This is a genomic window from Streptomyces sp. YKOK-I1 (genome assembly GCF_054660435.1).
On record NZ_BAAGDR010000001.1, the window covers coordinates 1,004,809 to 1,018,508 of the forward strand.

A 13,700-nucleotide genomic window follows, 5' to 3' on the forward strand; every position below is an offset into this window, starting at 1 on the left:
GGTTCGTCGGCGGCCGCGGGTGCGTGGGGGTTGATCGCGCAGTTCCCCGCGCCCCTTTTAAGGCCGGACCGGTGGTCCGGCCTTTCAGGGGCGCGGGGAACTGCGCGATCGGCCACGAAGCACCCGCAGCCGCCCGCGAAACAGCACCACCCGGGCTATGGGGCGACCGGCGCCGACTCCTCCGGCACCGAGGCCTCCTCCTCGGCCGAACTCTCCCCGTCCAGCACCCTCTTCGCCCGTCCCAGATCCAGCGCCCCCTCCCAGCGGGACACCGCGAAGACCGCGACGCAGTTGCCGAGGAGGTTGGTGACGACCCGCATCGAGTCCATGATCCGGTCGACCCCGAGCAGCAGGGCGACCGCGCCGGCCGGAATCGCGCCCAGCGAGGACGCCGTCGCGGACAGGGCGAGGAAGGCCGACCCGGGAATGCCCGCCATGCCCTTGCTGGTCAGCATCAGCACCAGGATCACGGTGATCTGCTGCCCGAGGCTCAGATCGACGTCCACCGCCTGGGCGATGAACAGCGTGCCGATGGACAGGTACAGCGAGGCGCCGTCGAGGTTGAAGGAGTACCCGGTGGGCAGCACGAGACCCACCGCGTCGTCGCGGGCGCCCGCCTTGCGCAGCTTCTGCATCACGCGCGGCATGACGGCCTCGGTGGACGCGGTGCCGAGCGCGAGCAGCATCTCCTCACGGATGTAGCGCAGGAACTTCCAGAGGCTGAGCCCGGTCACCAGGCGCAGGGCCACGGCCAGCAGCGCGACGAAGAACGCCGCCGCCGCGTAACAGAGGACGATCAGCTTGGCGTAGGTCTCGATGACGCCGAGTCCGTAGTTGCCGATCAGCACGGCCATCGCACCGAACACCGCGATCGGCGCCAGTCGCATGACGAAGCCGACGATCGCGAAGATGATCTCCTGAGCCTGCTCGATCGCGGGCAGCACCTGCGGCACCCTGGTGTGCCCGAGGTGCAGCAGTGCGGCGCCCACCAGACACGCCAGGATGAGCACCTGGAGCAGGGAGTTCTCGGCGAAGGCGCCGATGAAACTGGTGGGCAGGGCGTTCACGACGAACTCGGTCGTCGAGGGCAGCGAGCCGCCGCCCGTCTTGGCGTCGACCGCCGAGGTGTCCAGGGTGGCCGGGTCGACGTGCATGCCCGAGCCGGGCTGGACGACGTTGGCGGCGAGCAGCCCGATGATCAGGGCGAGCGTGCTGGCGACCTCGAACCAGATCAGGGCCTTGAGCCCGATCCGGCCGAACGCCTTGAGGTCACCGGCCTTGGCGATGCCGACGACGACCACGCAGAACACCAGCGGCGAGATGATCGTCTTGATGAGCCGGGTGAAACCGTCGCCGAGCGGCTGGAGGTCCGTGGCCACACCGGGCCACAGCTTTCCGACGACGATGCCGAGCACGAGCGCGCAGGCGACCTGCGCGAAGAGTGAGGTACGCAGTATGCGTGCGACGCGTCGCGGCAGGGACGGGACGGACGGCGGCACGGGCACTCCTTGTGGGGGACGGCTTGTGGGGGACGACGGCATCGCGGAAGCCCCTGGGGACAAGGGACTTCTGCGATGCGGAAAGCGGCTTCCGTTGCGATCACTGTGAAGGTGTCGTTGATCGCGCACAAGACCGCCGTGTTTCGGCCGTGTAAATCCCGTCACGCGTGACGCGTCGCACGCCGCTCGGCTCAGCAGCCGTCGCGATCCTCCGTCAACACCCCCTGGACCGTGGTGAGTCGGCGGTCGTGGCAGCCGCCCGGGCCGCGGAGCCGGTAGTGCTCGCTCGTCGTGCCGACCGCGTGCCGCTGGTCGCGGGGCACGCCGACGGTGTACGTGGCGTCGCCGGTGTAGGTGTCGTCGAGCCGCGACCAGGCCGCGCGCCGGCCGTTCCGGGTCGTCACGGCGTCGGCCCGGTCGCCGAGCGTCAGCACGGTCCGCAGCCGGTCGTCCGCGCCGAGGGTGGTCGTGCCGTCCATCGTGTAGGTGCGGTGGGTCCGGGTGGTGACGGTCCGTCCGTGGCCGGCGACCGTGACCTTCTCGTCGTCCGTCCAGCTCGCGTCGAGGCCGTCCAGGCTCTCGCCGTCGGTCCAGCGGTGCGCGGAGGAGTGGGCCAGGGAGCGGGTGACGGTGGTCCGCACCCGGCCGTGCGAGGTGTCGAGGTACCCGGCGACGGTCAGCCGGTGACCTCCCTCGGTGTCGAGGCGGTGTTCCGTGCCGGGCGTGTAGACGGTGGAATCGGTCAGGTCGCCGGCCTCGCCGGTGAGCAGTTTCCCGGGGACGACCGCCCTGCCGTGGTCCCGCCAGACCAGCACGTTCACCGGTGTGCTCCAGCCGCTCTGCCCCTCGGGCACGCCGACGACGGACGTCTCGACGCGGTGCGGGCGCCCGTCGTTGAGGATTCCGGCGAACGGGGTCAGGTCGTATTCGATCGGCCTGATGTCGAAGGCGCGGGGGCCCGGGATCACGTACCAGAGGAAGGGGTTGGACCAGCCGCCGGTCCACACGGTCGGGAACGGGGTGGCGATTCCGGCCAGTTGCCCGTCGACCCTGACCTGTACCTCACGGTAGGGGCCGTCGTCGGCATGGCAGGAGTACGGCGCCTGCGCGGGCACCGTCAGATACCAGTACTCCTCGCAGCCTCCGCCCGAGCCGGTCGCGTACACCTCGGCGACGACGCGTTCGCTGTTGCGGGGCGTGGTGAGGGTCGCGCCGTCGGTCAGGGTGAGGACGCGGTCGGGGGTCGCGGCCGGTTCCTTTCCGGCGTAGAAGGTCAGTGTGACCTTGACGTCGAGCACGCCGGTGTAGGTGTCGTCGACGACGTTCCCGATGAGCATCTCGACGTCCTGGCCCCGGCGGAAGGTGTCGCTGTACCGGGTGACGTCCTTCTCCACGGACCAGGCGATGCCGTCGGGCGAGGGCTCCGGGGTCGACGTACGGAAGATCTCGACCCCGCCGACATGGAGATAACCGAGCCGGTCGAACTGCCGCCCCTTGACCTTGCCGTCGAGGCGCAGCACCACCTTGCTCCAGCGGTCTCCGCAGCCGTCCGGCGGGGTGTAGGTGCCCCGGTACGGGGTGAAGTCCCGGAACTGCGCCTCGGCGACGGTGACTTGGCAGTACCTGCCGGCAGGTCTGTCGACGGGGGGCGCCGCGGTCACCGGGTCGTGCCAGTTGCTGCCGAACTCGGCCGGGACATCGGCCGATCGGGCCGGAGCCGCCCCGAGGAGGGTGCTCACCAGGAGGGTCGCCCCGGTGAGCATGGACATGATTAACCGTCTCTTCATGGCCGGTGTTCTACGGGGAGTCGGCCCGCGCCCGCAATGACGCCTCCCCCGCCGGACCTACGCCTTCAGCGCGTCCCTGTCCCCCATCACCACCACGGGCTCCCGCTCCGGGTCCAGCGAGAGCAGCAGGTACTCCATCGCCTCCTTGGAGAGGCTGACACAGGCGGACGTACCGTTGCCATGGTCCAGATGCAGCCAGATCCCGCCGCCCTTCTCCTCCCCCAGCGGCTGCTCCCCGTCGTCGGGCGGTGTGCCCGGGACGCGGTTGTAGTCGATGGCGATGACGTAGTCGAAATCGTGCCAGTGCGATTCGTCCCACCAGCGCGGCGCCGCATAGTCCTCCGAGTGCGTGTACGGCAGCCTGGTCCCGGGATCGGCCAGGACCCCGCCCGCGGCGGTGAGCGTGAAGACGCCGACGGGGCTGCGGTTGTCGCCCAGGCGGTGGTCGGGGGTCCAGCCCTTCTTGCCGTTGTGCGCGGGCCAGCTGCGCACACGCTCCCAGACCCGGCCCCGTCTGGCGTACAGCACGGCGACGGACTCCACGGAGTCCGCCCCGTCGCCGTACACCGCCAGAACCTGGCCGGAAGTGGCCGGAATACGCTGGTGCAGCCGGTCGCCGACGTCCGGGATACGGGTGAGGGCGGGCGCCCTCGAGGGGGCACCACTCGCCGGGGCGGCGCTGCCCCCGGGACCCGCCGCCGCTCTACTGCCGCCACTCCGTCCCGTGTCCGCGCCGCCGCACGCGGACAGGGCCGCGAGGAGGAGAACTCCGGCCACCACCGCGGCCACCCGGGACCGCACACCGCCATGTCGCATCCGCCCATGCTTGCATCACTTTCTCGGCATATGTGTCAGATTCCGGACACCGGGGCCGTGTCGGACCGCTGCCGGAACCCTGCGCCCGCACCGGAAAACCAGTTGATTCCGACCACGCTCCGACGCGAACCTTTCACGGTTTGCTGCCGCGCCTCGCGGGTCCTTCCCCCACCCCTGACACGAGCCACTGGGACGTCATGCAGATCCAAGACCTTCCGTATCCCGACCCGGGTGTGCCGGACGCGCGCTCGGGACCCCGCTTCCTGTGGTGGCTCGGCCGCAACCAACTGGGCGGCCAGCTCAAGTCCCTGGCCTGGGGACTGCTGCACTTCGTCGCCGTCTCGGCACAGCCGTTCTGCGTCGGGTTCGCCATCGAGGCCGTGGTCGACCGCTCCGGCAGCCGCCTCGCCCTGGCCGGTGGGCTGATGGCCCTGTTCGGGGCGGCCACCGCGATCGGGGACACCTTCCTGCACCGCACCGCCGTCACCAACTGGATCACCGCCGCGGCCCGGGTGCAGCAACTGCTGGCCCGCCAGGCCGCCCAGCTGGGATCGGCGCTGACCCGGCGGGTCGCGGCCGGCGAGGTCGTGGCCGTGTCCACCGGTGACGTCGAGAAGATCGGCTGGTTCGTCGAGGCCGTCTCCCGCTTCACCGCCGCGGCCCTGACCGTCGTGCTGGTCTGTGTCGGCCTGGTCGTCTACCAGCCGGCCCTCGGCATCGTGGTCGCCGTCGGCCTGCCCGTCCTCGCGATCGCGGTGCTGCCGCTGCTGCCGCGCGCGACGCGCCGGGCCGACGACCAGCGCGAGAAGGCGGGACGCGCCACCGAACTGGCCTCGGACACCGTGGCCGGCCTGCGGGTGCTGCGCGGCATCGGCGGTGAGGACCTCTTCCTCGACCGCTACCGCCGCGCCTCCCAGGAGGTCCGGCACGCGGCCGTGCGCAGCGCCCGCATGTGGGCCCTGATCACCGCCATCCAGGTGCTGCTGCCCGGCCTGCTAATGATCGCGGTCGTCTGCTACGGCGTCCGTCTCGTCCACGAGGGCCGCATCTCCGTCGGTGAACTGGTCGCGGTCTACAGCTCCGTCATGGTCCTGACGTATCCTCTCCGGCACTTCGAGGAGATCGCGATGGCCTACTCCTTCTCGCGTCCCTCGGCCAAGCGCGCCGCCCGCGTGCTGTCGCTGGAGCGGGCCACGGACATCGGCGGATCGCGCACGGGGGACGTGCCCTCCGGCGACCTGTACGACCCGGCGACCGGACTGCTCGCCCCGGCCGGGCGGCTCACCGCGGTGGTCTGCGGCGACCCGGACGCGGCCGGACGGCTCGCGGAACGGCTGGGCGGCCACCCTCCGGAGGACGGTCCGTCGGTCCTGCTGGGCGGTGTCCCGCTGGACGAGCTCCCGCTGGAGGCCGCGCGCACGGCCGTCCTCGTCCAGGACAAGGACCCGGTGCTGCTGTCCGGTTCACTGCGCGAGCTGCTCGACGTGCCCGCCTCCGGTGAGGTGGAGGCGCCGGCCGCGCTGGCCGCCGCCCAGTGCGAGGACGTCCTGGAGGCCCTGGTGCAGGGCTCCCTGGACGCCGACGACCCGATGGACGCCCGGATCACCGAACGCGGCCGCTCCCTGTCCGGCGGCCAGCGCCAGCGGCTCGCCCTGGCCCGGTCACTGCTCACCGACCCGGAGGTGCTCGTCCTCGACGAACCCACCTCGGCCGTCGACTCGCACACCGAGGCCCGGATCGCCGAGGGCGTGCGGGGGCTGCGCACCGGCCGCACGACCGTGGTGTTCACCTCCTCCCCGCTGCTGCTCGACCGGGCCGACCGGGTCGCCCTGGTGCACGAGGGCGAGGTCGTCGCCGTCGGTGAGCACCGCGCGCTGCTGCACACCGAACCCCGGTACCGGGCCGTGGTCACCCGCGAGACCGACGAGGAGACGGCCGCCGGCCACACGCTCGCTCGGCCGGACGGCACCGAGCTCGACAAGACCGAACTGGACAAGACCGAGCTGGACAAGACCGAACTGGACAAACTGAACGAACTGGATGAACTGCAAGAGATCGAGGAGACCGCATGATCGGCGTGCCGCCACCCGCGTTCGACCCGGCGGCACCGACGACGGCGAACACGCTGCCCGTCGGCGCCCCGGCGACCGTCCGCGCCTACGTGGCCGAACTCCTGCGCCGGCACCGCCGCGCCTTCCTGCTCCTGCTGCTCGTCAACACCGTCGCCACCGTCGCCTCGATGGTGGGCCCCTGGCTCCTCGGCGACGTCGTGGAGCGGCTCTCCGCCGGGGACGAGGAACTCCATCTGGGGCTCGTCGCCGCGCTGTTCGTGTCCGCCCTGGTCGTCCAGGCCGCGTTCGTCCGTCAGGTCCGGCTGCGCGGCGCCATGCTCGGCGAGCGGATGCTGGCCGATCTGCGCGAGGACTTCCTCGTACGGTCGGTCCGGCTGCCGCCGGGCGTACTGGAGCGGGCCGGGACCGGCGATCTGCTGTCCCGCATCACCACGGACATCGACCGGCTCGGCAACGCCATGCGCGAGGCCGTGCCCCAGCTGACCATCGGCGTGCTGTGGGCCGCCCTGCTGCTCGGCGGACTCGTCGTCATGGCGCCGCCCCTCGCACCGGCCGTGCTGATCGCGGTGCCGCTGCTGGTGGTGGGCTGCCGCTGGTACTTCAAGCGGGCGCCGTCGGGCTACCGCTCGGAGGCCGCCGGGTACGCCGCCGTGGCCGCCGCGCTCGCCGAGACCGTGGACGCCGGCCACACCGTCGAGGCCCACCGTCTCGGGGAGCGCCGGATCGAGCTGTCGAAGCTGCGGATCCGGCAGTGGACCGCCTGGGAGCGCTACACCATGTGGCTGCGCTCGGTGCTGTTCCCGGTCATCAACCTGGTGCACGTCACCGTGCTGGGCTCGGTGCTCATGCTCGGCGGGGTGTTCGTCCTGCGGGGCTGGATCGGAGTGGGCCAGCTGACCACCGGCGCGCTGCTGGCGCAGATGCTCGTCGACCCGGTCAACCTCATCCTGCGCTGGTACGACGAGCTGCAGGTCGCGCAGGTGTCGCTGGCCCGCCTCGTCGGGGTGCGGGACATCGAGCCGGACGCCGGTGAGACCGGGCTGGCACCGGACGGGCGGGACGTGCTCGCCGAGGGGGTCCACTTCGGCTACCGCGACGGCGTCGACGTGCTGCGCAAGGTGTCCCTCGAGGTCGCTCCCGGCACCCGGCTGGCCCTCGTCGGCCCGTCGGGCGCGGGCAAGTCCACGCTGGGCCGGCTCCTGGCCGGCATCTACGCGCCGCGCGACGGCCGGATCACCCTCGGCGGCGCCGAGCTGTCCCGGATGACCGCCGAACGCGTCCGCTCCCACGTGGCACTCGTCAACCAGGAGCACCATGTCTTCGTCGGCTCCCTGCGGGACAACCTGCGCCTGGCCAGGACCGGTGCCGAGGACCACGAGCTGTGGGCGGCGCTGGGCTCGGTCGACGCGGAGGGCTGGGCGCGGGCCCTGGACCACGGGCTGGACACCGAGGTCGGCTCGGGCGGCGTCGCGCTCACCCCGGCCCAGGCCCAGCAGATCGCCCTGGCCCGGCTGGTGCTGGCCGATCCGCACACCCTGGTCCTGGACGAGGCGACCTCGCTGCTGGACCCGCGTGCCGCCCGCCACCTGGAGCGGTCCCTCGCCCGCGTCCTGGACGGCCGCACCGTCGTCGCCATCGCCCACCGCCTCCACACCGCCCACGACGCCGACCTCATCGCCGTCGTCGAGAACGGCCGCATCAGCGAACTGGGCAGCCACACGGAGCTGGTCACCGCGGACGGGGCCTACGCGGCACTGTGGCGCTCCTGGCACGGCTGAGACGGGCCAGGGGCGGGGGCTGCGCCTGCGACAGGGGCCGGGAAGAAGCCTTGACCGAGGGTCCCGGGCCGGTCCGAGGCCGGAGCCGGGTCGGTGGCCGCATCCGGGTCCGGGGCCAGGTCCGAGGCCGGGGCCGGAGCCTGGTCCGAGGCCGCATCCGGAGCCAGGTCCGAGGCCGCAGCCGGAACTGGAGCCGGGTCCGAGGCCGCATCCGGGTCCGAGGCCGGAGCCGGGTCGGTGGGCCGGGTGAGGGACAGGGCCCGGGAGGACGGCGCGGCAGCCCGGTGACGACCGCTTCGGGTCGTGGCACGGCCCGGGGCCCGTCGCCCCGTGCGGCCAGGGGGTCGGGGGCCCGGCGATCGTCTCAGGTGTGGCGCCCGGGGCTTCGGACCCGGCGGCCCCGTCTCCGTTTCGAGGTCGCTCTGGCGTTGCGCGGTGCCGAAGCGGGATGGAACGCTGGATACCGGCACCCGCGTGGGAATCGGCCCGGATCCGTCCGGTGCACGCCGGGCCAGGCCGGTGCCCCGTGCGGCGGTGCCCCACCGCCGACCGCGGTGAGAACGGGCCGGTCACCCCCTGGAGGTACCCGTGAAAAGCGTCGACGGATGGGGGGACGACGTCTACCAGCCCGACGCCTCCGACATCCAGGAGGACTCCGGACTGCTCGACACGGAGGACACACTCGTGGACGACGGTGTCTCGGACCCCCTCGACCGCGGCTGGTCCCCGCCCGAGCGGCCCTGGGCGGTGGAGCACAACGGGGTGACGGCCGCCGAGCGCCAGCAGGGCGAGACCCTGGACCAGCGGCTCGCCGAGGAGCTGCCCGACCTCCCCGTGCCCGACGGGGACGGCCTCGGCGACTGCGACGGCACCGACGGGGAACTCCTCGACAACGAGGTCGGCGCGGCCCGCTCGGGCCGGCTCGTCGCACCGGACGAAGGCGCCCACGAGGACGAGGAGAGCGCCATGGTCGCCAGCGACGTCGGCATCGACGGCGCGGCCGCGTCCGCGGAGGAGGCGGCCATGCACATCGTCGACGAGGACAGCCTGTCCGGCTGACCCGCCGCCCGAAAACGACGAGGACGAGGACGAGGAGCATCCATGCAGCAGGACAAGCAGCCCGGCTACCACCAGGTCGTCTTCCGCGACCGCGCCGCCGGCTACGCCTTCCTCACCCGGTCCACCGCCTCCAGCGACCAGACCATCGAGTGGGACGACGGCGAGACGTACCCCGTGGTGGACGTGGAGATCTCCTCGGAGAGCCACCCCTTCTACACGGGCAAGGCCCGCACGGTGGACACGGAGGGCCGCGTCGCCCGCTTCGAGCGCCGCTACGGCGAGGGCCGAACCGGCTGAGCCGTCGCCCCCGCCCGCGGCCCGCCTCAGAAGACGTTGAGCGCGGCCGCGGCGCCGACTCCACCGAGCAGCATGAACACCGGCATCAGCACCTTCAGCTCGACCCAGCTGCCCGCCCGGAACCGCATCGCCTTCGGCGGACCCAACGGGTACCAGCGCTTGCGCCCGATCGGGATGGGCCACAGGACCGGGCAGCCGGAGACGGTCAGCGCGTCGCCGATGTCGTGCACCAGGGCGCCCAGCACGATCGGCAGCCCCAGCCACAGGTACTCCTGGCCCGGGTCCGTGAACAGCCAGTCCGCGCCGTTGCCCGGCTTGTCCAGGACACCGGCGAGGATCCACGCGCTGGTCGCGGCCAGCAGCCACACCAGCACATCGCTGCTGGAGCCCCGCGCCGCCCGCCACAGCAGGCCCTCGATCGCCAGCACCATGTGCACGAAGAGGATCGCCAGGACCGCCCAGCGGCCACCGGCGATCGCCAGCGCCGAGGCGCCCGCGCCGATCATGACGGCCCACAGCCAGGTGTGGGTGAGGGTGCGGTGCCCGCCGGAGCGGCGCGGGTCGCCCTGCTTCCTCGTGGCCTTGTAGACGGCGTACGAGAGCTTGTCGACGATCTCGCACAGCCACCGGGAGACCGGGCCGAAGGAGCGGGAGATGGTGGCGGCCTTGTGGTCGAGGTCCGGTGCGAGCGCCGCACCGGCGCAGATCAGCGCACCGGAGAGGAGGACCGGCCAGGGCATGGTGTGCCCCGCCGCGGCGGCGGCCGCGCCGACGCCTAGCCAGGCGGCGGCGCCCGACAGTGAGTGTGCTGGTCCCATCATGGCCGTTGCCCGCCCTATTCCTCGTGTGCCGCTGTCCAGTTGACCGGGTGCGATGACGCTCCGTCGGCGACACAGCGTAGCGGCCGTGATCTTCGGGCCGGCAGCCGATTCCCCCATCGGGCTCGCGGGCAGGCAAGATGGGGTCGTGACCCTCATCGATCAGTTGCCGCCGACCGCAGATCCCGATGCCCTGTACGAAGCCTTCGAGTCCTGGGCCCAGGAGCGCGGTCTGACGCTCTACCCGCACCAGGAGGAGGCGCTGATCGAGGTCGTCTCCGGGGCGAACGTGATCGTGTCGACGCCGACCGGCTCCGGCAAGAGCATGATCGCCGCGGCCGCGCACTTCGCGGCGCTGGCCCGGGACGAGGTCACCTTCTACACCGCGCCGATCAAGGCGCTGGTGTCGGAGAAGTTCTTCGAGCTGTGCAAGATCTTCGGCACCGAGAACGTGGGCATGCTGACGGGCGACGCGTCCGTCAACTCCGACGCCCCGGTCATCTGCTGCACCGCCGAGGTGCTCGCCTCGATCGCCCTGCGCGACGGCAGGCACGCGGACGTGGGCCAGGTCGTGATGGACGAGTTCCACTTCTACGCCGAGGGCGACCGTGGCTGGGCCTGGCAGATCCCCATCCTGGAGCTGCCGCAGGCGCAGTTCGTCCTCATGTCGGCGACCCTCGGCGACGTGTCGTTCTTCGAGAAGGATCTCACCCGCCGCACCGGCCGCCCCACCGCGGTGGTCCGCTCGGCGACCCGGCCGGTACCGCTGTCGTACGAGTACCGCTACACCCCGCTGACGGAGACGCTCACCGATCTGCTGGACACGCGGCAGGCCCCCGTCTACATCGTGCACTTCACCCAGGCGCAGGCGGTGGAGCGGGCGCAGGCGCTGATGAGCATCAACATGTGCTCGAAGGAGGAGAAGGAGCAGATCGCCGATCTGATCGGCAACTTCCGCTTCACCACCAAGTTCGGCCAGAACCTCTCCCGGTACGTGCGGCACGGCATCGGCGTCCACCACGCCGGCATGCTGCCCAAGTACCGGCGTCTGGTGGAGAAGCTCGCCCAGGCCGGTCTGCTGAAGGTCATCTGCGGTACGGACACGCTGGGCGTCGGCGTCAACGTGCCGATCCGCACCGTGCTCTTCACCGCGCTGACCAAGTACGACGGCAACCGGGTGCGGACCCTGCGGGCGCGTGAGTTCCACCAGATCGCCGGCCGGGCCGGGCGGGCCGGCTTCGACACGGCGGGCTTCGTGGTGGCGCAGGCCCCCGAGCACGTCATCGAGAACGAGAAGGCGCTGGCCAAGGCGGGCGACGACCCGAAGAAGCGCCGCAAGGTGGTCCGCAAGAAGGCGCCGGAGGGCTTCGTCGGCTGGACGGAGAACACGTTCGACAAACTGATCGAGTCGGAGCCGGAGCCGCTGACCTCCCGCTTCCGGGTGACGCACACGATGCTGCTGTCGGTGATCGCCCGGCCGGGCAACGCCTTCGAGGCGATGCGTCATCTGCTGGAGGACAACCACGAGCCGCGGCGCCAACAGCTGCGGCACATCCGGCGCGCGATCGCGATCTACCGTTCGCTGCTGGACGGCGGGATCGTCGAGAAGCTCGACGAGCCGGACGCCACCGGCCGGATCGTCCGCCTCACCGTGGACCTCCAGCAGGACTTCGCGCTGAACCAGCCGCTGTCCACGTTCGCGCTGGCCGCGTTCGAACTCCTCGACCCCGAGTCGCCGTCGTACGCCCTGGACATGGTCTCCGTGGTGGAGTCCACCCTGGACGACCCCCGGCAGATCCTGGCCGCCCAGCAGAACAAGGCGCGCGGCGAGGCCGTCGCCCTGATGAAGGCCGACGGTGTCGAGTACGAGGAGCGCATGGAACGGCTCCAGGACATCACGTACCCGAAGCCCCTCGAGGAACTGCTGTTCCACGCCTACAACACGTACCGCAAGAGCCATCCGTGGGTCGGCGACCACCCGCTGTCGCCGAAGTCCGTCATTCGTGACATGTACGAGCGGGCCCAGTCCTTCACGGAGCTGGTGTCCCACTACGAGCTGGCCCGCACCGAGGGCATCGTGCTGCGCTACCTGGCGAGCGCCTACAAGGCCCTCGACCACACCGTCCCCGACGATCTCAAGTCGGAGGACCTGCAGGATCTGATCGCCTGGCTGGGCGAGATGGTGCGCCAGGTCGACTCCAGTCTGCTGGACGAGTGGGAGCAGCTCGCCAACCCGGAGGAGATGACCGCGGAGGAGGCCCAGGAGAAGGCCGACGAGGTCAAGCCGGTCACCGCCAACGCGCGGGCCTTCCGGGTGCTCGTACGCAACGCCCTGTTCCGTCGGGTCGAGCTGGCGGCCCTCGACCACGTCGTGGAGCTGGGCGAGATGGACGCCGAGTCCGGGTGGGACGCCGATGCGTGGGGCGAGGCGATGGACAAGTACTGGGACGAGTACGACGACCTGGGCACCGGCCCGGACGCGCGCGGTCCCAAGCTGCTGGTGATCCAGGAGGAGCCGCAGAACGCTCTGTGGCGGGTCCGCCAGATCTTCGACGACCCGAACGACGACCACGACTGGGGCATCAGCGCGGAGATCGACCTCACGGCCTCCGACGCGGAGGGCCGGGCGGTCGTGCGGGTCACGGACGTGGGCCAGCTGTGAGACCAGCGCGAGGCACAGGAGAAGCGCACCGATGACGAACCCCGCCGAGAGACTCGTCGACCTGCTCGACCTGGAGCAGATCGAGGTCAACATCTTCCGCGGTCGAAGCCCGCAGGAGTCCCTGCAGCGGGTCTTCGGCGGGCAGGTGGCCGGCCAGGCGCTGGTCGCGGCCGGCCGGACCACCGACGGCGACCGGCCCGTGCACTCGCTGCACGCGTACTTCCTGCGCCCGGGACGGCCGGGTGTGCCGATCGTGTACCAGGTCGAGAGGGTGCGGGACGGGCGGTCCTTCACCACGCGCCGGGTCACCGCCGTGCAGCAGGGCCGCACGATCTTCAATCTCACCGCCTCCTTTCACAAGCCTGAGGAAGGACCCTTCGAGCACCAGCTGCCGCCGGCCCGTGAGGTCCCGGACCCGGAGTCGCTGCCGACGGTCACGGAGGAGATCCGGCAGCATCTGGGCGCGCTGCCCGAGCAGTTGGAGCGGATGGCGCGCCGCCAGCCCTTCGACATCCGGTACGCGGACCGGCTGCGCTGGAGCGCCGAGGACGTCAAGGACGCCGAGCCGCGCAGCGCGGTGTGGATGCGCGCGGTCGGGCCGCTGGGCGACGATCCGCTGGTGCACACCTGCGCGCTGACGTACGCCAGCGACATGACGCTCCTGGACGCCGTCCGGTTGCCGGTGGAACCCCTGTGGGGGCAGCGGAACTTCGACATGGCGTCGCTGGACCACGCGATGTGGTTCCACCGGCCATTCCGCGCGGACGAGTGGTTCCTGTACGACCAGGAGTCACCGATCGCCACCGGCGGGCGCGGTCTGGCCCGCGGGCGGATCTACGACCTTCAGGGGCGCCTGCTGGTGTCGGTCGTCCAGGAAGGGCTGTTCCGCAAGCTGTAGCGGGTGGCTGTCAC

10 protein-coding genes are annotated in these 13,700 nt (G+C 71.5%); 6 read left to right on the forward strand and 4 right to left on the reverse strand.

Features of this window, described 5'->3' with window-relative positions:
* Positions 1 to 155 precede the first annotated feature (155 nt).
* The 3 genes from ACYQ8Q_RS04520 to ACYQ8Q_RS04530 form a co-directional block, all read right to left on the reverse strand.
* Positions 156 to 1,499: a cation:dicarboxylate symporter family transporter gene (locus ACYQ8Q_RS04520; protein WP_460062127.1), complete on the reverse strand. Its 1,344-nt coding sequence runs from the start codon at positions 1,497 to 1,499 to the stop codon at positions 156 to 158.
* 191 nt (positions 1,500 to 1,690) lie between these two features.
* The gene (locus ACYQ8Q_RS04525) at positions 1,691 to 3,286 is read right to left on the reverse strand and encodes a peptide-N4-asparagine amidase (RefSeq protein ID WP_460062128.1); all 1,596 of its coding nucleotides are present in this window, start codon (positions 3,284 to 3,286) and stop codon (positions 1,691 to 1,693) included.
* Between the two features lie 57 nt (positions 3,287 to 3,343).
* The gene (locus ACYQ8Q_RS04530) at positions 3,344 to 4,102 is read right to left on the reverse strand and encodes a L,D-transpeptidase family protein (protein ID WP_460062130.1); all 759 of its coding nucleotides are present in this window, start codon (positions 4,100 to 4,102) and stop codon (positions 3,344 to 3,346) included.
* Between the two features lie 197 nt (positions 4,103 to 4,299).
* Between ACYQ8Q_RS04530 and ACYQ8Q_RS04535 the strand changes: the two genes are divergently transcribed.
* The 4 genes from ACYQ8Q_RS04535 to ACYQ8Q_RS04550 all read left to right on the forward strand — a co-directional run bounded on the left by ACYQ8Q_RS04535 (position 4,300) and on the right by ACYQ8Q_RS04550 (position 9,308).
* Positions 4,300 to 6,174 (forward strand): ABC transporter ATP-binding protein, encoded by a 1,875-nt coding sequence (locus tag ACYQ8Q_RS04535; protein ID WP_460062132.1) that lies wholly within the window; start codon positions 4,300 to 4,302, stop codon positions 6,172 to 6,174.
* The gene (locus ACYQ8Q_RS04540) at positions 6,171 to 7,952 is read left to right on the forward strand and encodes an ABC transporter ATP-binding protein (RefSeq protein WP_460062134.1); all 1,782 of its coding nucleotides are present in this window, start codon (positions 6,171 to 6,173) and stop codon (positions 7,950 to 7,952) included. The genes ACYQ8Q_RS04535 and ACYQ8Q_RS04540 overlap by 4 nt, the downstream gene beginning before the upstream one ends.
* Before the next feature lie 588 nt (positions 7,953 to 8,540).
* Entirely contained in the window at positions 8,541 to 9,011 is a 471-nt protein-coding gene (locus tag ACYQ8Q_RS04545) for a DUF5709 domain-containing protein (RefSeq protein ID WP_460062135.1), read from the forward strand.
* 42 nt (positions 9,012 to 9,053) lie between these two features.
* Entirely contained in the window at positions 9,054 to 9,308 is a 255-nt protein-coding gene (locus ACYQ8Q_RS04550) for a type B 50S ribosomal protein L31 (protein ID WP_460062137.1), read from the forward strand.
* A gap of 26 nt (positions 9,309 to 9,334) precedes the next feature.
* On the opposite strand, the gene ACYQ8Q_RS04555 is transcribed toward ACYQ8Q_RS04550, so the two are convergent.
* Positions 9,335 to 10,129, reverse strand: a complete 795-nt coding sequence (locus ACYQ8Q_RS04555; protein WP_460062139.1) for a metal-dependent hydrolase — start codon at positions 10,127 to 10,129, stop codon at positions 9,335 to 9,337.
* A 145-nt stretch (positions 10,130 to 10,274) separates the two neighbouring features.
* Between ACYQ8Q_RS04555 and ACYQ8Q_RS04560 the strand changes: the two genes are divergently transcribed.
* Together ACYQ8Q_RS04560 and ACYQ8Q_RS04565 are read left to right on the forward strand one after the other, a co-directional pair.
* Entirely contained in the window at positions 10,275 to 12,788 is a 2,514-nt protein-coding gene (locus ACYQ8Q_RS04560) for a DEAD/DEAH box helicase (RefSeq protein ID WP_460062141.1), read from the forward strand.
* Positions 12,789 to 12,819: 31 nt separating this feature from the next.
* Entirely contained in the window at positions 12,820 to 13,686 is an 867-nt protein-coding gene (locus tag ACYQ8Q_RS04565) for an acyl-CoA thioesterase (protein WP_460062142.1), read from the forward strand.
* Positions 13,687 to 13,700 lie beyond the last annotated feature (14 nt).

Bases quoted from the DNA above. Each gene is read 5' to 3' on its own strand.
- ACYQ8Q_RS04550 (WP_460062137.1), top strand. From the start codon at position 9,054: ATGCAGCAGGACAAGCAGCCCGGCTACCACCAGGTCGTCTTCCGCGAC.
- ACYQ8Q_RS04565 (WP_460062142.1), top strand. From the start codon at position 12,820: ATGACGAACCCCGCCGAGAGACTCGTCGACCTGCTCGACCTGGAGCAG.
- ACYQ8Q_RS04535 (WP_460062132.1), top strand. From the start codon at position 4,300: ATGCAGATCCAAGACCTTCCGTATCCCGACCCGGGTGTGCCGGACGCG.
- ACYQ8Q_RS04530 (WP_460062130.1), bottom strand. From the start codon at position 4,102: ATGCGACATGGCGGTGTGCGGTCCCGGGTGGCCGCGGTGGTGGCCGGA.
- ACYQ8Q_RS04540 (WP_460062134.1), top strand. From the start codon at position 6,171: ATGATCGGCGTGCCGCCACCCGCGTTCGACCCGGCGGCACCGACGACG.
- ACYQ8Q_RS04525 (WP_460062128.1), bottom strand. From the start codon at position 3,286: ATGAAGAGACGGTTAATCATGTCCATGCTCACCGGGGCGACCCTCCTG.
- ACYQ8Q_RS04555 (WP_460062139.1), bottom strand. From the start codon at position 10,129: ATGATGGGACCAGCACACTCACTGTCGGGCGCCGCCGCCTGGCTAGGC.